Source organism: Flavobacteriales bacterium (assembly GCA_016124845.1).
Lineage (GTDB): Bacteria > Bacteroidota > Bacteroidia > UBA10329 > UBA10329 > UBA10329.
The window spans coordinates 68,450-86,954 of record WGMW01000003.1 but is presented as its reverse complement, the minus strand read 5'-3'; the positions used below and the strand labels follow the sequence as shown (position 1 = coordinate 86,954).

General features: G+C 48.5%; 24 protein-coding genes. 7 read left to right on the top strand and 17 right to left on the bottom strand.

All coding sequences use genetic code 11. The annotated features are described in order from the left end of the window. Positions 1–24: 24 nt before the first annotated feature. The 6 genes from GC178_01150 to GC178_01125 form a co-directional block, all read right to left on the bottom strand. Positions 25–501: a GNAT family N-acetyltransferase gene (locus GC178_01150; protein ID MBI1286163.1), complete on the bottom strand. Its 477-nt coding sequence runs from the start codon at positions 499–501 to the stop codon at positions 25–27. Beyond that, positions 498–1,562 carry a CoA transferase gene (locus GC178_01145; GenBank protein ID MBI1286162.1) on the bottom strand — a complete coding sequence of 355 codons (1,065 nt, stop codon included), beginning with the start codon at positions 1,560–1,562 and terminating at the stop codon, positions 498–500. Before GC178_01145 ends, GC178_01150 begins: the two co-directional genes overlap by 4 nt. An 80-nt stretch (positions 1,563–1,642) precedes the next feature. Continuing rightward, on the bottom strand, positions 1,643–2,593 hold the full coding sequence (locus tag GC178_01140; GenBank protein MBI1286161.1) for a S1/P1 Nuclease: 951 nt from the start codon (positions 2,591–2,593) through the stop codon (positions 1,643–1,645). Positions 2,594–3,213: 620 nt separating this feature from the next. Then, positions 3,214–3,921: a DUF1961 family protein gene (locus tag GC178_01135; GenBank protein ID MBI1286160.1), complete on the bottom strand. Its 708-nt coding sequence runs from the start codon at positions 3,919–3,921 to the stop codon at positions 3,214–3,216. Between the two features lie 84 nt (positions 3,922–4,005). Next, positions 4,006–4,620: a T9SS type A sorting domain-containing protein gene (locus GC178_01130; GenBank protein ID MBI1286159.1), complete on the bottom strand. Its 615-nt coding sequence runs from the start codon at positions 4,618–4,620 to the stop codon at positions 4,006–4,008. A gap of 88 nt (positions 4,621–4,708) precedes the next feature. After that, on the bottom strand, positions 4,709–4,975 hold the full coding sequence (locus GC178_01125) for a hypothetical protein (protein ID MBI1286158.1): 267 nt from the start codon (positions 4,973–4,975) through the stop codon (positions 4,709–4,711). A 60-nt stretch (positions 4,976–5,035) separates the two neighbouring features. Here GC178_01125 and GC178_01120 point away from each other — a divergent pair, with 60 nt between their 5' ends. Further along, complete coding sequence (locus GC178_01120) at positions 5,036–5,323, top strand: hypothetical protein (GenBank protein ID MBI1286157.1); 288 nt, start codon at positions 5,036–5,038, stop codon at positions 5,321–5,323. Positions 5,324–5,360: 37 nt separating this feature from the next. Here GC178_01120 and GC178_01115 read toward each other — a convergent pair whose 3' ends face one another. The 3 genes from GC178_01115 to GC178_01105 form a co-directional block, all read right to left on the bottom strand. Continuing rightward, positions 5,361–6,080 carry a 2-phosphosulfolactate phosphatase gene (locus tag GC178_01115; protein MBI1286156.1) on the bottom strand — a complete coding sequence of 240 codons (720 nt, stop codon included), beginning with the start codon at positions 6,078–6,080 and terminating at the stop codon, positions 5,361–5,363. Positions 6,081–6,168: 88 nt separating this feature from the next. Beyond that, entirely contained in the window at positions 6,169–7,251 is a 1,083-nt protein-coding gene (gene gcvT, locus GC178_01110) for a glycine cleavage system aminomethyltransferase GcvT (protein MBI1286155.1), read from the bottom strand. A gap of 162 nt (positions 7,252–7,413) precedes the next feature. Then, positions 7,414–8,496 (bottom strand): glycosyltransferase, encoded by a 1,083-nt coding sequence (locus GC178_01105; protein MBI1286154.1) that lies wholly within the window; start codon positions 8,494–8,496, stop codon positions 7,414–7,416. A 90-nt stretch (positions 8,497–8,586) separates the two neighbouring features. Between GC178_01105 and GC178_01100 the strand changes: the two genes are divergently transcribed. The 6 genes from GC178_01100 (at position 8,587) to GC178_01075 (ending at position 11,913) form a co-directional block, all read left to right on the top strand. Beyond that, positions 8,587–8,961, top strand: coding sequence for a hypothetical protein (locus GC178_01100; GenBank protein MBI1286153.1), 375 nt, complete (start codon positions 8,587–8,589; stop codon positions 8,959–8,961). A gap of 53 nt (positions 8,962–9,014) precedes the next feature. Next, positions 9,015–9,929 (top strand): hypothetical protein, encoded by a 915-nt coding sequence (locus GC178_01095; GenBank protein MBI1286152.1) that lies wholly within the window; start codon positions 9,015–9,017, stop codon positions 9,927–9,929. Between the two features lie 7 nt (positions 9,930–9,936). Continuing rightward, positions 9,937–10,329: a hypothetical protein gene (locus tag GC178_01090; GenBank protein MBI1286151.1), complete on the top strand. Its 393-nt coding sequence runs from the start codon at positions 9,937–9,939 to the stop codon at positions 10,327–10,329. A 361-nt stretch (positions 10,330–10,690) separates the two neighbouring features. After that, positions 10,691–10,909 carry a hypothetical protein gene (locus tag GC178_01085; GenBank protein ID MBI1286150.1) on the top strand — a complete coding sequence of 73 codons (219 nt, stop codon included), beginning with the start codon at positions 10,691–10,693 and terminating at the stop codon, positions 10,907–10,909. 29 nt (positions 10,910–10,938) lie between these two features. Beyond that, complete coding sequence (tag, locus tag GC178_01080) at positions 10,939–11,511, top strand: DNA-3-methyladenine glycosylase I (protein ID MBI1286149.1); 573 nt, start codon at positions 10,939–10,941, stop codon at positions 11,509–11,511. A 33-nt stretch (positions 11,512–11,544) separates the two neighbouring features. Beyond that, positions 11,545–11,913 (top strand): hypothetical protein, encoded by a 369-nt coding sequence (locus tag GC178_01075; protein MBI1286148.1) that lies wholly within the window; start codon positions 11,545–11,547, stop codon positions 11,911–11,913. Positions 11,914–11,933: 20 nt separating this feature from the next. On the opposite strand, the gene GC178_01070 is transcribed toward GC178_01075, so the two are convergent. The 8 genes from GC178_01070 to GC178_01035 all read right to left on the bottom strand — a co-directional run bounded on the left by GC178_01070 (position 11,934) and on the right by GC178_01035 (position 18,464). Next, positions 11,934–13,091: a DUF2062 domain-containing protein gene (locus GC178_01070; GenBank protein ID MBI1286147.1), complete on the bottom strand. Its 1,158-nt coding sequence runs from the start codon at positions 13,089–13,091 to the stop codon at positions 11,934–11,936. Between the two features lie 22 nt (positions 13,092–13,113). Next, positions 13,114–13,476 (bottom strand): hypothetical protein, encoded by a 363-nt coding sequence (locus GC178_01065; protein ID MBI1286146.1) that lies wholly within the window; start codon positions 13,474–13,476, stop codon positions 13,114–13,116. A gap of 92 nt (positions 13,477–13,568) precedes the next feature. Next, positions 13,569–14,126: a hypothetical protein gene (locus tag GC178_01060; GenBank protein ID MBI1286145.1), complete on the bottom strand. Its 558-nt coding sequence runs from the start codon at positions 14,124–14,126 to the stop codon at positions 13,569–13,571. Next, positions 14,101–14,727 carry a hypothetical protein gene (locus GC178_01055; GenBank protein MBI1286144.1) on the bottom strand — a complete coding sequence of 209 codons (627 nt, stop codon included), beginning with the start codon at positions 14,725–14,727 and terminating at the stop codon, positions 14,101–14,103. The genes GC178_01060 and GC178_01055 overlap by 26 nt, the downstream gene beginning before the upstream one ends. Continuing rightward, a complete protein-coding gene (locus GC178_01050) occupies positions 14,720–15,478 on the bottom strand; it encodes a polysaccharide deacetylase family protein (GenBank protein MBI1286143.1) in 759 nt (252 codons plus the stop codon). The genes GC178_01055 and GC178_01050 overlap by 8 nt, the downstream gene beginning before the upstream one ends. Next, the gene (locus tag GC178_01045) at positions 15,475–16,104 is read right to left on the bottom strand and encodes a hypothetical protein (GenBank protein MBI1286142.1); all 630 of its coding nucleotides are present in this window, start codon (positions 16,102–16,104) and stop codon (positions 15,475–15,477) included. Before GC178_01045 ends, GC178_01050 begins: the two co-directional genes overlap by 4 nt. Then, the gene (locus GC178_01040; GenBank protein MBI1286141.1) at positions 16,101–17,087 is read right to left on the bottom strand and encodes a hypothetical protein; all 987 of its coding nucleotides are present in this window, start codon (positions 17,085–17,087) and stop codon (positions 16,101–16,103) included. Before GC178_01040 ends, GC178_01045 begins: the two co-directional genes overlap by 4 nt. A 186-nt stretch (positions 17,088–17,273) precedes the next feature. Further along, on the bottom strand, positions 17,274–18,464 hold the full coding sequence (locus GC178_01035) for a beta-ketoacyl-[acyl-carrier-protein] synthase family protein (GenBank protein MBI1286140.1): 1,191 nt from the start codon (positions 18,462–18,464) through the stop codon (positions 17,274–17,276). Positions 18,465–18,505: the final 41 nt, after the last annotated feature.

Below are 18,505 nucleotides of genomic sequence, written 5' to 3'. Positions count from 1 at the left end.
ATCAACCTTCTGACCGGTGATCTTTCAGTCAGCTTCCCCCTTTGGGGGATCGAGGGGGTTTCTTAGCATCTCCGTATGCGGGATCTCATCTTCCAAGTATTCCTTTCCCGTGGAACGGAAACCGAACTTCTCATAGAAATCAAGTAGGTACGTTTGTGCTGAAATGCGGACAGGAACGTTCCCGTAGTGTTCCGTGATCTTCTTCAAGCCTACTTCCATCAGTTCCATTCCAGCACCTTTTCCACGCACCTTTTCGGTGGTGAGAATGCGTCCCATCGAAACCTCCTCGTAGCTCACACCCGCATCCAGAATACGTGCGTAGGCCACCAGCTCATCCCCATCAAAACCCATCAAATGGAACGACTGACGGTCTTTGCCATCGGCATCCAAGTACAGACATTCCTGCTCAAGCACAAACACCTGCTGCCGCACGCACAGGATCGTGTAAACCTCATCGGCCGTAAGGTCATCGAACCGTTTCCATTCCCAACGCAGACTCATGAGCGCATTTTGAACGCAATTTGCGAAACACGTTCGGTTTCCCCTTCCTTTCGTACCAAAGCTTGGGCTGCTTCCGTGGCAAAAACCTCCTTCAAGTTTCGGATAACCCCTGCGGGAATGTTCCTTTCCAAGAACGAATCCATCAAAATATCACAGTTCATCGAACTGGCCTTTTGCTGAAGTTGCTGTTGCAACTCGGTTCGGTTTTCCACGCGGTGCTGATTGGTCTCAAACCGTTCATCCGCTGGCAATTCCTCCAAACCCAATACTCCACAGAGTGCTTCGAACTGCGCATTGGAACCAATGGCCAGCACGATCTGCTTGCCGTCCTGCGTGTTCAATATCTCGCCATAAGGCGCAATATTCGGATGCAACGAACCCATGCGCTGCGGAATGTGACTGTTCATCAGCCAATTGCTGGCCTGATTCGTCAATGCGGAAACAGCCGCATCGAACAGCGAAACTTCCACAAACGCACCGTTTCCTGTCTTTTCGCGCTGGAGCAGCGCTAACAGAATGGCTTCCTTCAATTGATGCGCAGCCAGCACATCGATCAGCGCCACGGGCATCTTGGTCGGTTCGCTTTCCGGCTGACCGTTCATGAACATATAGCCCGTTTCGGCCTGCAACACCACATCGAACGCAGGGCGACCTTCCTCCGCCCCAAACCCCGTGATGTTTCCATAAATGACCTTCGGATTGTGTTTGTTGATGGCATCAAAATCCAACTGGAAAGCTTCGGCCTGTCCTGTTCGGTAATTGGCAATGATGATGTCGGCTTTCGCAGCCAATTGCTGCACTTCCGCCAATTCAGAAGCGTTCTTCAGATCAAGAAATCGGTGCTGCTTTCCATAGTTCACAGACGCGAAATACGCGCTGATGTCCGCGTTCGGGTCTTCGGTGGTCAGCTTCCAACTCCGCGTTACATCTCCGCCTGTTTTCGGATTCTCAATCTTGATCACCTCCGCACCAAGCTCCGCCAAGAACATGCCCACCGCTGGCCCCGCCAACACGGATGCCAACTCCAATACTTTCAGTCCTGATAGTGGTTTGTCGTTCATTTCCAATTTGTCATTCCGAGGAACGAGGAATCTCTCAATCTGAATGAGATGCTTCCTTCGTCAGCATGACAAAACAACAATCAATTCTCATGCGACCGCCCCTTGATGCCGTCCGAGCCCTTCACCTTCAGTTCCAACTCGATCATCTCCTCCTCTTCCTCAGGCGAAAGCTTCTCGTCATACAGCTTCGAAAGGTCGGGCTGCCCCGCATTCACCCAGCACGTGTACCAGATGCAGCCGATGCTGTAAATGGCTCCGCGCATGCGTCTTTCCACCATGCCGTTCAGGCGGTTGTGGTACTCCTCCGAATATTCCTGCGAATACACTTTCAGCAGCACCTGCCCACGGTTCTCCATGGTGTATTTGCGGTCGCTGGGCCATTCGGCATTCAGCTCGGCCTCAAACAGCAGCACGCTGTCCAGCGCGGCATGACTGTCCTCCACCACGTTCCACGCAAAATCCAACGGGTCGTCAATATACTGGGCGCGCCCCACCAAAAAATCATACTGATCGGAGAAGAGCTCGGGCAGACGGCTTTCCCAGAAACCATGGATGCCATGCTGGTTCGTCATGTCGCCATTGTAGTTCTCGCTGGTGTGCAGCGGCACATGCGCATCGGCAATGTAATGGCCTATCTCGGCCGAATTCCGCAGAATGCGGTCCAAGTTGCCTTCCTGAAAGGCCTTCGTCAAACGGAACACCATCACATCAATGTGCCACGGCACAATGCCGTACGCCTGTAGCGTGTCTTCCGTGTACTTCTGCACCGCCTCGTTCCATTGGCGCGGCATGGCCTCAAAGCACTCCATGCCAGGGCCGAAATGGTCGATGTCAATGTAATGCCGTGGCGCCTCATCCTTGGCAATGTAGCGCCTCTTGTCAGGGTCCACCGCATGCTCCGTGATGTAGTTGAGGTTGCGTTTGTAGAACCCGATCATCTCAGGCGGAAGCGTAAAGGCCGCCAAACGGTTGATGCGCTTATGCGCAAAGAACCCCCACGAGAAAAGCATGTTACTGCTGAACGGAACCATCAGCAACACCACCAGCACCGTACGTAGAAGAATGCGCCTCAGCATATTGCCGCCAAATTACGGATTAGGGGTTTGTGGAAGGTTGCGGGGATGTGAATTTAGGGTGATCATGAATCTGAATAATTTCGTCTAAATTTACTTATCGAGCATTCATGCCTACATACCTTCCCACAGTACTACTCATATTCGGTTCATTGATAATTCTTGCTTGGAGAATGCTATTCCAAGAGTACTTTGAATTCGTAGATTTCATAATTCTTCATTATCTAAGTATTCCAGCAATCCTATTGCTCACCGCAACAGCAGTTATGTATCGATACTTTCTACTCGACAAAAGAGTCAAATTGATAATCATTGATGTTGTCGTTGGCACTCTTTTTCTATTGATTAATTGGTTCTTACTTGACTTTAAGCACTACCACTAATCCAATATCCAAACGCCCCATGGCCGCGCCAGTCTTCCAAAGAATCACTTGTGTGGAAATAGACACGACCAGTTTTCTGCCAAATGCAGAGAGAACGCTGCGCTAAGTTGTAACTGATCTAAAGCCGCCAGCCAAACCATTCAACCAACACTCCCGGTCTGCTATAAATTTATCGCTACCGAATACCGATCTATGTCAGAGCAACTCCCAAACACGCAAGTTCCGATAGACCATCCGCGTCCATTTCATCTGGCGGAAACCGAGTTTTCCTGAACCCAGCACTTCGCCAAAGGTCTTTCCATCATCCGTCCAATCGATGATCATGCGGCCATCCACCGACATGGTAATGTGACCCTGGTCTTTCACCAATCGGATGTGGTGCACCTCCTCCGAATCGGGCGGAATGCCCAACTCTCCTGCCTGCACCTTCTTGAAACCGTGGTTCTTACGCAAGTGGCTGTGCGGACGGTCCTTTTGCGTAGGCGTGTTGGCGTAGTACGAGATGTGGTAATTGTCAATATCACCTTTGGTGTACTGCCTGAAAATGCCCGTTCGCTTGGTCAGTTGCGGGTCGAAGATGTCTTCGCCATGGCGCCCTTTGGCCGCAAAGAAAACGATGCAGAGCCCTGCTTCGGGATGGAGGTTTCTTACGTCCCACTCGGCCACAAAACGCGCTGGCAATTCCTGCGGACACCAGAACACATGATGCCCCGCCTCATCAGGCGAATACATGGTCATTCCGCTGCTGTCTGTCGCAACCACGCCCGCGCCTTCCATCACCCAATCGTTCAACGAATCGCGTTGCGTAAACGAATTGGCGTAGACAAGCGCTCCCTTCTCCTGCGCTTGCAGGCTTCCGAACAACAGCACGGCCAAGTACCATAACAGAACATTCTTGAGCATCACCGCAATGTACCGATCATCAAAAAGAAACCCTCACAGAATTGATCTATGAGGGTTCCAATAAACCTTAGAGCGTCTGCTCGATCATTCAGAAAGAAAGACCAGTCGCTCGCGCAGAATGGCCTTGTCATCTTTGCTGATGATCACCGAGTAAACGCCATCTGCCAGCGTTGCATGCAGTTTTGCTTCCTCGCCTTTCAGGTTCAACGACCTTACCAACTGACCGCTAATGTTATAGATCTCCAACTTGGTATTGTCCAAGGTCTGGCCGTTGCCTCTGACCATAAAGTCGCCCTTCACCACAGGATTCGGGAACACCTGCAGCGAAACGCCACGTGCAGCATCCACAATTCCAGTTGCGGCCGAAACAATGATCTTTCCTTTCATGCCCAAAGAAACATGGTTCATGCAGACGTAGTAAATGTCATCCGTGCTGGTGATGGTGAATGTGTAATCCGAAGTTTCTGGCCCAAAACCACCCGAAAGTTGTGTTGTGCCATCGGCATCCCATGTGGTCTGGCTCACCTGGACCAACGGGTGGTTTCCTGTGGCCTGAATGGTGATCTCATCTCCCACAACCGCATTCAAAGTAGCTGGCGTGTAGGTCAATCCGCTGATGTTGATGGTGTAACTGGTAGCAAATACCGAGTTGACCGAAAAAGCGATAAAAACGAAAAGGATAGTGTAGATTTTTTTCATGTTTTTTCCTTTAAAGGTAGGTGTCCAAAGGCACGATGTCAAATCGGATGTCCATTTGAGGCACGCGCAAAGCGGGATAACGCCTCTACTATTCCTCCTGCTTTCCTGCGTAATCCAACATTTCCAGAATGTAGAGGGTCGCCTCGTTCAAGTTGTTCAGCTGTGTCATTTCCTCCTCAGTAAGTGGCCTTTGGCGGAGTGTTTCGCGCAACTGCACCTGCTGAGGCCCAATGTCGGCCATCAGTTCATCCAGTTTCTGTCGTACCTCCGCAGTGGCAGCCAGTTGATACGCCCTAATGGTGTTCTCGGCCAATTGCTGCGCCAATCGGTACTGCTCTTCGTTCAATTCACTCATTGGCACGAAGGTACATGGCATCTTCCTAATGAATGGTCTCCCCACGCACTCGCAGGATCTGTGAAGTACATCTTGCACCGAAATACGTATGATCGGCCAATGACCGACCTAAAACCCGACACAAACCGTAACCACCTGATAACCAACATCATCAGTCCATTCCCGATCATTCTCGGTCGAGTCCCGATCTATCTCCGTCTTCTCCCGATCTATCTCGGTCAAGCCCCGATCATTCTCGGTCTTACCACAAAAATCTACCAGACAAGCATCGATCACCATCGGTCCGAGCACACACATCCACGGTCAAGCAACGGCCTTTCTCAAAAAAGCAACAAATCATTTCGGTAAATAGAAAGACAAACTCGCGGAACCGCAGTCTTACAGCTTAGTCGGTCAATCGCACCAACTTCCCATCTCGCAGCACAGGGATCACGTCTGTTACATCCCGCTGAAGACAGTATTCCACATCCTTCTCAAGGTGAAGATGCGCCAAACGCTTCCGATGAGAACAACTCTTCAAAAAGGTCATCAGATTTTTGCGGCCCGTGCGGTAAACCAGACTGCTGGCATTCGCGCTGTCGCAATCCGAATAGAACTTGCCGCTGGTAAGTAGCAAATTGGTGAGTGCACCCGCAAAAAGGCTATCCTCCATATTGAAACGGTCCTTCCAACCCGCGCAGAAGATCACCACATCCTTGCCTTGGGTTTGAATGTGATCAGCTAACGCTTGAAGATTCAGAAATGAACCAATGAGAACCGTATCGGCTCCCTTCTTGGCAATGTTGATGGCGCGGGTGCCGTTGGTGGTCGTCAGCGCAATCTCACGGCCCTTGATGCCTTCGTTCATATACGAGAACGGACTGTTCCCGAACTCAAATCCCTTCACCACTTCCCCGTTCCGCTCACCTCCTGCCAAGAAACCTTTGTCCTTGTAGTCCTTCGCCTCTTTAATGGTTGAAACCGGAATGATGCTGGCCGCCCCATGATGGAAAGCCGTGACCATGGCCGAGGTCGCACGGAAGATGTCAACCACCACCACAATGCTTCCCTTCCTCGCGAAAAGGTCGAACAACGGTGGAGAGAAACAGACTTCTACTGAGTTCAATGATCTGCGATTGACAATTTGCAATTGACGATTTGCGATTGAACTCAATCAGCTGAACCTGTCAACTTTATAAACTTTATAAACTCAATCACCCCTTATAAAACGGTGGCCTTACCACAACCGCCTTTATCTTCTTATCGCGGATGCTGATGTAGATCTCCGTGCCCACTTTCGAAAACTCCGTGTTCACATACCCAAGACCGATGGCCTTCTTCAAACTTGGCGACTGCGTGCCCGAAGTAACCTTCCCGATCTCCTTGCCATCCGCATCCACAATCACATAATCATGGCGCGGAATACCACGGTCGATCATCTCAAACCCTACCAATTTCTTGGAAACGCCTTCCTCCTTCTGCTTCAGCAACGCAGCCGAATTGGTAAACTCACCGTTGAACTTGGTAATCCAACCCAATCCCGCTTCCAGCGGAGAAGTCGTATCGTCAATATCATTTCCGTACAGACAGAAACCCATTTCCAAACGCAGCGTGTCACGCGCGCCCAAGCCTATCGGCTTGATGCCATATTCAGCACCCGCTTCAAAAACGGCATTCCAGATCTTGTCGGCATCCTTGTTCTCAAAGTAGATCTCGAAACCACCTGCACCTGTGTAGCCCGTAGCACTCACCAGCACATTCTCCACACCCGCAAAAACACCCTTCTTAAACGTATAGTAGGTCATCTCCGAAAGGTTGATGTCCGTCAACTTCTGCAAAGCCTCCGCAGCCTTCGGGCCTTGAACCGCCAAAAGCGTGGTCTTATCCGAAATGTTGATCATCTCCACCCCAGCCGTGTTGTACTTGCTGATATGCGCCCAATCCTTGTCGATATTGGAAGCGTTCACCACCAACATGTACGTCTTCTCATCAATGCGGTAAACCAAAAGGTCATCCACAATACCGCCCGTCTCGTTCGGAAGGCACGAGTACTGCACCTTTCCGTCCACCAAGGCAGAAACGTCATTCGAAGTCACCTTCTGAACCAACTCGAACGCGCCCTCACCACGCACGATGAACTCACCCATGTGCGACACATCGAACACGCCCATCGCATTGCGAACCGTGTCATGTTCAACCAGCAGTCCTTCGTACTGCAATGGCATGTTGTAGCCTGCAAACGGAACCATTTTGGCTCCCAATTCAATGTGTTTCGCGGTCAGCGCGGTGCTTTTCAGCTCGGTAAGTTCAGTAGTATCAGACATGGAGATAGAGTTATTTATCGGAGTGAATGTATTCAAATTAGATAGCCACAGAAACACAGAAGGCACAGAGGTTTTCGCTGAAGGATTTCATTTATTCAGTGGAAATCTGTGTTTCTGTGGCTATAAAATGTCGTTTTAATTGGCGAACAAAAGTAGAAAATCGCGGGTGTTGGACTTGACCGAATAATGCTCCTCGATCTTGGTTCGGGCAGCGGTAGAAAAATCCTTCAGATCTACCTTCTTCTCCAAGATGGAACGAAGCGTCTGCTCCCATTCCTCGGGTGTGTCACATATCCAACCGTTCACCTCGTGGTCAACGATCTTCGTATTCACCCCAACAGGCGAAACAATGGCGGGAATGCCCAGCGCCATGTACTGCAACGCCTTGAAGCCGCACTTGCCTTTCGCCCATTTGTCGTTCTCCAGCGGCATCACGCCCACATCCATTTTCAGCAGGTCATCGATCTCCGATTGCTTGTTCCATGGAACGAACTGAAGTCCTTTCAGGTCGAAATCGGGCTTGCGGTCAGCGATTACCACAAAGTTGAAATCGAACTCACCTTCCAGCTTCTTCAAGATCGGAATAAGCGCATCCAAGTATTTGATGGTGGAATGCGTACCTGTCCAACCAATGGTGATCTTCTCACCCGAGAACTTCTTCACCTGATTGTGATGATGCTCCGTATCAATCGTGGTCGGATTGACAAAAACGTTCTGATTGAATTGCCGCGCATGATCGGCCAAGTAATCGTTCCCACAACTAACCTTCCACGCCCATTTGCAGGTATCGTTAGCGTTGCGATACCGCTTAAAGAACGCAATAACCGAATTGGTGCTTGACGTGTTCTTCAGCCAAATGGCGTCATCAAAATCAAAGATGACCTTCTTCCTAAAAACCTTCGTGATGATCCATTCAAAAACGGGCGGACCGATGGCTGCGGCTTCGCGATGAATGAAAACGTAATCGTACTTCGCAATAGAAAATAGCTGGAGGAATCGCTTCAACAAACCGAGCTTCACCTTCCAAACCTTGCGGAAAAAGTTGCCAGGTTCGTAGAGGTAGATCATGGCGCGTTCGTCCAAGAACGGCTTTACATCAAACTCAAAACCTGCTTCCGTCAGCTTATCGAAGTACTGCTCGAAGCGGAAACGCTGGCTGGGCGCAATTCCCAATGGGTAGGGAACCAAGAAGAGAATGCGTTGCGGCTGCGAGCTCATGCTGTAGTTGCAAAAATAGGATACCGTATAAATGAACCGAGAGTGCCGAAAATCATATTTGCAGTTGAATCGCTTGGTATATTTGCCGTGATGCTTCGCGCCATAGCCGCCATAGGATTGATCGGACTGCTTTTCAGCAATGTTTTTCTGAAGAGTTTCGTGTTCTTGGATTTCAAGATCCATCAGCAATTAATTAGCCAGACCATCTGCGTGCAGAAAGACACAAAAATGAACACCTGCAACGGGAAATGTCATTTGGCCAAGCAGTTGAAGAAATCAGAAGAAGGCTCGAAAAAAATGCCCGCGCTTCCATCGCAATTGGAAGAAGTGCTGCTGTTCTTTACGCAGACCTCAGATTTTGAGTTGAGGCAATTTGAGAACGAGACACGCCTCGTTCCAAACATTTCCAATCTACACGGAGCGGATATCCCAAGTTCCATTTTCCATCCACCGCCCGTAGTGTGAATTGACGTTACTGCGGCCTCCAAGCCGCGATTTTCAACTCACACACATTTTTAATGAGACAATTCATACTTGGGCTTGGCCTGTTGGCCATGTCAAGTTTGGGCGCGCAAGCCTGCGACCAATGCGGCTGTGCCTCAAGCGGATATATGGGAATTGTACCCCAGTTCGGTCGTCATTATGTCGGCCTGAGGTATCAGTTCCAGCAATTTGAAACCCGACACACCAGTTTGCTGGATGTGTCGGCAAAAACTGCGCGAAGCCGTGAATACTTCCACACGATGGAACTGCGCGGAAGCTACTACCCACACAAACGGGTGCAGTTGCTGGCAGCGGTGCCGTTGGTGTATCGCTCGCAGATCTCAGACACCGAAGGTTCCTCTACGAGTTATGGACTGGGGGACGTTTGGCTTGGTGCCAATTACACCGTTTTCGCTTCGCCAGATAGCTTAACAAAGAAGGTGCGCCACCATGTGTTTGTGGGCACAGGATTGAAAACTCCCACGGGAAAAACCGATCTGAAGTCAAATGGCGAACTGCTGCATCGGAATCTTCAGCCAGGAACAGGAAGTTGGGATGTGGACATGAGCCTGCGTTACTTGGCGCGCATAAAGCGTTGGGGCGTAAGTGCTGCGGCCAATTACCGTTTGAACACAACGAATCGCGACCATTATAAATATGGCGATCGAATCACTTCGATGGTCGGAGTATTTTATTGGACGGTTTACAGAAACGTGACCTTCATGCCGCAAGTGGGAGTCAACTTGGATTATGCATTCCAAGACATTGACGGAAAACGGTTGCAGACGCATTCAGGCGGTTATCAGGTTTCGGCCACAGGCGGCCTGCAAGTGAGTTTCAAGCGGTTGATCGGTTCGGTGAGTTATTCTCAACCGATGTTTTTCAACCTGAGCCAAGGAGAAACCACGCCAAAGCATCAAGTGAATTTGTCGATTCTGATAACGATATAATTATTCAATGAAAAAGACCCTTTTGATGATGCTCGCGGCAGCAATTGTCGTGGCTGTTTCATCCTGCACCAAAACGGTGAAAAATGAGCCTCCAACCGTAACCATCATAAGTCCAACTGCCGCTGGTGGCGTGTACATGAGCGATAGCACGGTCAATCTGCATATTGAGTTCACAGATGATGATCAGCTGCATGAACTGTCGGTTGAGATCGTCCGTGAAGTGGACAGCCTGACGGTTTTTCACATGCATGCGCATCCTGATGCGGCCACCTATTCGCTGAATATGGACACGGTTTTCACAACTGCGGAACCTTCGAATTTCGTGATAACGGCCACTGCGACTGACCATGATGATGCGATGACGACCGACACCGAATCATTTCATGTGCATCCGATGTGATGAAGCATGTTGATCGAAACTGAAAACGGTGGCCGATAGTTGAATTCGGCCACCGTTTCTGTTTTTTGATGCGGCTGGCAGATGGCGCGCGTTAAGGATGGAAGCGGCATCTCCCGCATTTGCGGGAATATAGCGGACAGCCTGACCGCGCACATAACTGCCTCGCATTATGTGCGTGGGAACGCCCAAATAATCCTACGGCCATACATTGAAAACGCAATGAACAACAGGTGGTTAAGACTAATTAACATATAATTGGTTCGAGTATGGTTCAATTACCTATATTTCCCCACCAAGACAAGAATGAAACGCCAAACACGAATGTTCGATAAACTGGCGTAGCAAAAGAGTTAAAGACGATATGGGAAGACCTCCTACAAGACCGAAGAAGCTGAAAGACGGCTACTACATTGAAGTGCGGAACACGGGTGCAACCTCGGGCATTAAGATCAGAAGAGATACGGAAGATGAGATGATGCTGGCGGTGAAGGATTACGAGAAGTCGAAGGAAGTTGTGATTCTGGGCGAATCGGTAAACGGGAAGTTCATCAACGACCCGAAGGTGGTGAAGAAGAAGTAACCACTTCTACCCTTTTACATACTTGCGCAATGGAAAAAGTGCGTTGCGGCTGGGTTTCTGACGACCCGCTTTACATCCAATATCATGATGAGGAATGGGGCGTTCCGCTCTATGACGAGCAGAAATTGTTCGAATTCCTGATTCTGGAAACGTTCCAAGCAGGTTTGAGTTGGATCACCGTGTTGCGCAAGCGCGAGAACTTCCGAAGAGCTTTTGAAGGCTTTGATGTGGAGAAAGTGGCGGCTTTTGATGAAGCGAAGATCGCCTTACTGATGGAAGACGCTGGCATTATCCGCAATGGCGCAAAGATCCGTGCTGCGGTTTCCAACGCACAGGCATTCATTCAAGTTCAGAAAGATTTCGGTTCGTTCCGTAAATACATCTGGGATTTTGTGGATGGAAAACCGTTGCAGCCTGACCTGAGATCACTGAAAGATATTCCCGCTAAAACAGAATTGGCCGAAGCCATCAGCAAAGACCTCAAGAAACGTGGGTTCAAATTCGTTGGACCAACGGTTGTTTACGCACACATGCAAGCCACAGGCATGGTGAACGATCACACAATGGATTGCTTTCGGCATGAGGAGGTGAAAAGCCTATAGCAATCGGGAATTAATGGACAAAGAACCCCAGACATGAACTACATAAGATTTGTTGTTGGTTCTGAATCAGATTCTCCAAGAATACAAAATGGCTTGTTTACTGAAATTGAACACCTGAAATCTGAGGGGAAACTTCAACCGTATCAAGTAGATATTATCAAAGAGGTATTCGAATACTTTAACGAGAATTTACCAGTACCACCCTACTCGAAGAAAAACTGGTCAGTTGATGCAATTTCATGGTTTAAAGACGATGCGAACAACTTTATAGACAAGATGAGAGACCTTACAGCAATCTTGAAAGAAAATGGATATCAGGTTCGCGTATTGAGGACGGACAAACCTGGAATGATACTATACGAAGATGAATATCAAATCGTATCTCAAAACAGAATTCACTAAGGTTGGAAGGAAAAATAAAACTAGCTTTCAATCAGTTCTGGGTTCTTCCGCAAAGCAGAAAGGGCTGCCCAACTCACCAAGAAACCGGCAAGTCCAACCGCGATTGAGAGGATAATTGCTCCGATAACATACTGAATGAAGTTGTCGTGAATGTTCTCAAGCGTAAGTGTAGACAGCTTCTCAAATGGAATTGGTTCCGCATCGGAGAACGGTTGCCCCATCAAGTAGCTGAAAAAGATGATGAATGGAATCATCGGGGGAATACTGATGTTGGCCGCAGCAATGAACAGCACTTTATTCATTCTCAAGAGCACCGCTATCGGAATACCTATGAGTAACTGAAATCCCCAGATCGGTATGATTCCGAAGAAGAATCCGAAACCGATACTGGCAGCTTTTCTCAGATTGGTTTCCTCTGGTTTGATGGCTTCCTCTTTGATCAATCGGAAAAGTTTTCCTTTCAGCAGCAGTCTTCTTGGAAGATGATATGCAGCCGTAAGAATCGTAAACCACGCATTCAGGAAACTGATGCGTGTAAAATCTGGTCCAGGACGGAAATGTGACACGCGCTCATTCGGGTCGTACTTCACTTGAATCGGAACTGAAACAAACGGAACATCGCGCCACGCCAACTTCACAATAACTTCAATCTCAAACTCAAAACGCGTGGTGAAGAAGTTGATGTTCTTGATCTTCTGAAGCGGATATAAACGGAAGCCCGTCTGCGTATCAGGCATGAAAATTCCCGTCTGCAATCGGAACCAGAAATTCGAAAAACGATTGGCGAAACTGTTCTTGGCAGGCATTCCATCGGCTTCCAAGTTTCGAGCACCCATTATCACCGCATTCGGATGCGATTTGTGTACTTCAATGAACTTCGGAATGTCGTTTGGAAAATGCTGTCCGTCACTATCAAGTGTAATGGCATAGTGATAGCCGAGTTCGGTTGCCTTTTGAAAACCCATTCGCAGCGCATAGCCTTTCCCCTTGTTAGGAGCATAACTCACGCGAACGATTTTGTCACCAAAACCGTCCAGAATCCTTGGCGTTTCGTCTGTGGCGCCATCATTCACCACGATCAGGTCATCGGTGTATTCCAGCACACCTTCAATGACGCGGGCAATGGTCCTATGATTGTTGTAGGTAGGAACGATCACGCATATTCCCATGCGCTTCATTTCCTGCCGATAATGCTCAAATTCAGCCGAAGATGCCATTCAGCTTGAAGTAATTGGTTTCGCCAGAACGGCCTGTGCAAGTGAACATATCAACACCATTCCGCTCTTTGAAGTCGTATTCCAATACCAGTTGGTTAACCTTGGTCGGATCGATAACCGAAAGGAACTTGATCTGGCGGAACTCGGTCACTTTCTTCTTACCATCGGTCAATCGAATGGCCTCATCCAACACCATTTGCGTCAAAGCCGCACCAGGCGCAACAGGTTTTCCTACAAAATGACCTTCGTAAACCTCATGACCAGCGTTCAAATCCACGTTGACAATGAAGCCGCTTTCTGTCTTCTCTTCGGAGGTTCGTTCGTAAAATCCAGTTAGTGTTGCCATTCTTTCCGATTCGTCACCCTGAACTTGTTTCAGGGTCTATTGATTAGATGCTGAAACGAGTTCAGCATGACCGCAAAGGTGTTAAAACTCGATTACTTTTTCTTCAATGGTTCAAGCACGATTCCAAACGGAAATCCCTGATGATCAATATTCAACTTCTCAATGCACTCCGCACCATGCTCGTATTTCACAGTTCTGGTTGGATGATGTCTGCGTGTGACCACCTTTACAGAAGTCAGCTTTCCATCTTCAAAAACGGGAAGCAGTTTCTTTTTGTCCCACGTCCATTCATCGCCAAGATCCACAAAATCCTTGTCGTACTGATAGTGCGCAAATAGAAGCAGAATATCCTCCGCCATCATGTCAAATATGACCCGACCGCTCAATTTCTTGGTCGCATAGATCTTCTTCCAGCGACCTTTCTTCCACTCCATCTCCAAAAGGTTATTGCCCATAGGCGAAGTAAATTCTACGTGAAGTACATCGTTGCGCTTATGCTGTACCGCAAGAAAACCCGTAATGGTCGTTCCCGTCACTTTGATCTCCGCTTTGTAGATAGCCTCCTTGCCGCGCGGAAGTATCTCTATACCTTGCCCCGCAACAGCTGCGGAAGAAACCAACAGACTAAAAATCAGCAAAAACGCGCGCATCGTTCAGTTGGTTTGTTTTCACGTTGGAGAAGAAAATATCGGTCATATCGCCCGAAGGGTCGGTCAAAGTTACCTTTTTCAATACCGAGCCTTCCTTGGCAAACTGCACCTCTATCTGTTGAATGAACTCCTTCAGGTTCTTCTCCTTCGGTTGTAGCTGAATTCGGATGTTAGTTCCGTTGGTCGAAAATACCGTCTTGTAATTCGCGTTGCTCATGATAGAACCATCAATGCAGCCGAGAATGATCTCCTTCACCTGCCGCAGGATCTGGTTCATCCCCTTGTACTTCTTCTCCTCGCCATCTTCCTTCAGGCGCATCGAATTCTCGTTGATGAGAATGATGTACTCAATAGGCTCATTGAACTGCCAGCGCAGTTTACTCTCCTTCTGGTAGATGAAAACGCCTTTGGAGATGAGTTTCTCTGTGAGAAAAGCGAACGACTTCTCCTGCTGAATATCGCCTTTGATGCTCGTCATGCCATCCAAGGTCGATTTGAGTCCTTTTAGCATCGGGTCGTTAGCGTCCAAGCTTTTCCAATCCTGTGCTGAGAGGAAAAATGGGAAAACGAGACAAAGGAAAATCGTAAGAGTTCTACGCATGATAAGGTTCAACGCCAACGAGTTCGGGCAACGAAACGATCTTCATGCCATTCTCACGGCAAAGATGAATAACTTCTCGCAGAGCCTCGGACGTAACGGGGTTCGTGTCGTGAAAAAGAAGAATGGACGAGCCGTTCAAAAGCTTTTTCACGCGTTTTAGAATAAGGTCTTTCGATTTGGTTGTTCCGTCCCGCGAACGCAAATCCCAGCCAATGACCACACAGTTTTCCTTCTTCACCGCACGGGCAATTTCAGGCGTCATCACGCCAAATGGCGGACGGAAATACATCGTCTTTTTGCCAATGATATTCTGAATTGCTTCCTGTCCTTCTGTCACTTGCCGCTCCGCAGCCGACTTAGAAAACACATATGCGTGGTTGTACGTGTGATTTCCGATGGTGTGTCCATCTTCGAACATTTCCTTCAGCAATAATGGATTTTTCTCGGCATTCCTGCCAATGCAGAAAAAGGTGGCCTTTACATTTTCCTGCCTCAGAACATCTAAAATTCGTGGCGTATGTTCGGGGTGCGGACCATCATCAAACGTGATGGCGATTTTCCCAGGCTCGCCTTTCCAATATGTTTTCATAAAGAACTGTGAGCCGATATCGAACACGCCCCAGCCGAGAATGACCGAATAAACCGCTAACAGAATGAGCAGCGACCACCACGGAACAAATCCCAACGTGATGGCAGGCAACAAGACCAACACCAACCCGATGGCAAGGATATTCAGTCGCAGGAAATTCAATGGACGGTCAATTCTAAGAAATACCAGTTACCGATCTTCTCCCATTCAAAGAGATAAGATTTATTCAAAAACACACGCACATCTTCTCTACCCTTACACTTCGGATAGTTGAAGTATGTTCCAGCCTCAGTTTTGTTTCCACTATGCATGGCAAACTCAGTTCCAACGCCTTTTTCAGAAGCATTCACATAAGCTCTGCTATCAGTAATCATGTAGAATTTTCCACTATCGTACTGAGAAGCCGTCACTAATTCAAGTGCCTCAATATCAACGTAAGCGTCAATTCTTCCATAATCTTGAGCTCCTTGCTTTGCTGTTTTGAATTTCAGTTCAATCGCACAGCTAATGTGATCGACAAACTCACAGGTAATATCCAAATACTTTGATTTTCCTTTTACATCAGAACATTTGGCTTCGAGGTCAACTTTGAAAAGATCTTTTTCTCCAAGAGAATAGAGATTCCCAACACTTCTGATGATCTGAGCAAAATGGTGCTGAAAAGGTGCTTCCTTGTTTATTTCATGCCTTCCATGAATGAACTGCGACTTGAATATTTTCCAAGATTGATCGAGAACGGCATTTAATCGTTCCTGATAATCAAACTCGATAATGTCTGCGTCCTTCAAACCTTCTCTAATAGAATACTGAACTCCTGTCCGAACAGACTGTGGCGGACAAGAATGCTTTTTGGTTCAACGGAAGAGCCATTAAAGTTTACTGTACCAGCTTCAAATGCTTTCAATGCCATAAACAACCCAAAACCAGCAGAAGTGAAATGCTCTCCAGAATACTTCACGTAATTAAAGCCTTCGCCTGTGTTTGAAAGGAGGAGGTCAATCTGACCTCCCCCACCCCCTCCTTCCAAGGAGGGGAGTTGCTCTTCGCTCTGACCTTGGATCAGCGCGCCAGTTCCTCCCCTTGAAAGGGGAGGTGTCCGCCTCAGGCGGACGGAGGGGTCATTTACCAAACTCAACTCCACCACTTTCGCAACGGAAGAACCCAACTTCTCTTTGGATGCCAAGAAGAATGCTCCACCTTCTCCAATGGCTGGCAACTCGTAGTTGGAGGTGGCAGCAAGCTTGGTAAGCAGTTCAACCAACTCATCTGTTTTCTCATCCACCGCACCGACAAGCACCGTTTCGGCATCACCTTCTCCAATAAGCAGTTCAGCATCGGAGAGCGCATAGCCCAACGACAACCCGCCTTGCACATGCGTCATGTTGTAACCATGATTTCCCAGCAGCAACGCAATCTGCCCAGCAATAGAATTGTGTGTTGACTGAATGAACGAGGTCGGGGAAAGTCCTGTCTCAGCTTCCTCGTACATCACTTTCATAAAGCGCAGGGTGTCTCTCACACAGCCAAGTCCTGTACCTACCGTAATGGCATCACAGGTTTCCAAACCTGATTTCTGCAAGCACGACTTCCCTCCTGCCACGCCCATTTTCAGCGCGCTGCTCATTCTACGCAGCATCGCAGGGCTTACAAATTCCTTGTAGTCAGGCTGAATGAGTTGGCTTTCCACATTTGCTTCCACCAACGCGCTCCAAGGTTTTTCACCTCCAAACGTGTCCTGATACGTTATGCAACTGGCGGCTCCTAAATACACGGGTTACTAATTACGAATGGAGTACGAACTAAGCGAAGCGTTCTCATTGAACGAAGTGAAATAATATGCGAACCTACCTTAACGCATGGTGATTGCACAGAGAAAACTGGAGTATTTGAGATACACGGAGAAAATAAATCTCTGTGAAATTTCTGTGTAAATCTGTGCATCTGTGGCTCAATCATGTCAACTGTACCTACTAAAAATCACCGTTGAATTATTACCGCCAAACCCGAATGAGTTGGAAAGCACATGATTAATCTCACCACTCTCCACTTCCAACTGCGGTTTCCAATCGTTGTCCTCAATCGGGTCCTGATAGTTCAAATTGGGAAGGAACTTTTGCTCCTTCAACGCCAATAGCGAATACACCGCCTCAATGGCTCCAGCCGCAGCCAACGTATGACCTGTATAAGCTTTGGTAGAACTGATAGGCGGTTTCTGCGCCCCAAAAACTCGGTGGATGGCAATACTTTCCGACTGGTCGTTATTCTGTGTGCCAGTACCGTGGGCGTTGATGTAGCCGATGTCTGTCGACTTCAAACCTGCTTTCTCCAACGCTTGCGACATGGCCATGAACGCCCCATTTCCATCAGGTGATGAAGCCGTTTGATGGTACGCATCGTTCGTATTGGCCCAACCTGTTACCAGACCGTGGATCTTCGCGCCACGTGCTTCCGCCTCTTCCTTGCTTTCCAGCACGAGATAAGCCGCAGCTTCTCCCAAGTTCAATCCAGCGCGATTGGCAGAGAACGGCTTGCACCATTCCGTGTCCAAGATCATCAACGAGTTGAAGCCATTGGCCGTAAATCGGCACAAGGCATCTGTTCCGCCCACGATGACGCGCTTCAACTTGCCTTGACGTAGCAAGCGTGCGCCCATTGCAATGGCATTGGCGGCAGAAGAACAGGCCGTGCTTATGGTTGTTGCATATCCTGTAATGCCGAAATGCGCTGCGGCCTGTTTGGTACAGGTGCCGCAATCGTGCGTTCCGAGTAGGAACACATTCGAAAAGTCCTGTTCGAGGTAGTAAGGCTCGAAGAAGCCCTCGCTTCTGTCCATGCCGCCTACCGAGGTCGATGACACCAACCCAACATGGTTGTCCATCTCAAAACCCGATTGCTCGATGGCCTCTTTCATGGCCCAAGAACTCAGAAGCGTGGTTCTGGAAACAGCATCGCCTTTCCAGTTCAGGCCTGCTTTCAGTTGGTCGTTGCTCAACTTCACTTCTCCTAAAAGATGTGTTTCTGTGAGCTTGGATCTGAGCAGTTCGGTTTTACCAACGCCTGTTTTCTTCGCTAAAAGCGAAGCCAAGTTTTCCTGCACATCGTTGCCGATGGCCGAAATCGCTCCTATGCCTGTGACAGCAATCTCCATCATTCATTCACATAAGTTAGCCACAGAGGCACTGAAGACAC

Coding starts and splice junctions, on each gene's coding strand:
- GC178_01150 (MBI1286163.1), bottom strand. CDS start 501: ATGAGTCTGCGTTGGGAATGGAAACGGTTCGATGACCTTACGGCCGAT.
- GC178_01145 (MBI1286162.1), bottom strand. CDS start 1,562: ATGAACGACAAACCACTATCAGGACTGAAAGTATTGGAGTTGGCATCC.
- GC178_01140 (MBI1286161.1), bottom strand. CDS start 2,593: ATGGTTCCGTTCAGCAGTAACATGCTTTTCTCGTGGGGGTTCTTTGCG.
- GC178_01135 (MBI1286160.1), bottom strand. CDS start 3,921: ATGCTCAAGAATGTTCTGTTATGGTACTTGGCCGTGCTGTTGTTCGGA.
- GC178_01130 (MBI1286159.1), bottom strand. CDS start 4,620: ATGAAAAAAATCTACACTATCCTTTTCGTTTTTATCGCTTTTTCGGTC.
- GC178_01125 (MBI1286158.1), bottom strand. CDS start 4,975: ATGAGTGAATTGAACGAAGAGCAGTACCGATTGGCGCAGCAATTGGCC.
- GC178_01105 (MBI1286154.1), bottom strand. CDS start 8,496: ATGAGCTCGCAGCCGCAACGCATTCTCTTCTTGGTTCCCTACCCATTG.
- GC178_01100 (MBI1286153.1), top strand. CDS start 8,587: ATGCTTCGCGCCATAGCCGCCATAGGATTGATCGGACTGCTTTTCAGC.
- GC178_01095 (MBI1286152.1), top strand. CDS start 9,015: ATGAGACAATTCATACTTGGGCTTGGCCTGTTGGCCATGTCAAGTTTG.
- GC178_01090 (MBI1286151.1), top strand. CDS start 9,937: ATGAAAAAGACCCTTTTGATGATGCTCGCGGCAGCAATTGTCGTGGCT.
- GC178_01085 (MBI1286150.1), top strand. CDS start 10,691: ATGGGAAGACCTCCTACAAGACCGAAGAAGCTGAAAGACGGCTACTAC.
- tag (MBI1286149.1), top strand. CDS start 10,939: ATGGAAAAAGTGCGTTGCGGCTGGGTTTCTGACGACCCGCTTTACATC.
- GC178_01075 (MBI1286148.1), top strand. CDS start 11,545: ATGAACTACATAAGATTTGTTGTTGGTTCTGAATCAGATTCTCCAAGA.
- GC178_01070 (MBI1286147.1), bottom strand. CDS start 13,091: ATGAAGCGCATGGGAATATGCGTGATCGTTCCTACCTACAACAATCAT.
- GC178_01065 (MBI1286146.1), bottom strand. CDS start 13,476: ATGGCAACACTAACTGGATTTTACGAACGAACCTCCGAAGAGAAGACA.
- GC178_01060 (MBI1286145.1), bottom strand. CDS start 14,126: ATGCGCGCGTTTTTGCTGATTTTTAGTCTGTTGGTTTCTTCCGCAGCT.
- GC178_01055 (MBI1286144.1), bottom strand. CDS start 14,727: ATGCGTAGAACTCTTACGATTTTCCTTTGTCTCGTTTTCCCATTTTTC.
- GC178_01035 (MBI1286140.1), bottom strand. CDS start 18,464: ATGGAGATTGCTGTCACAGGCATAGGAGCGATTTCGGCCATCGGCAAC.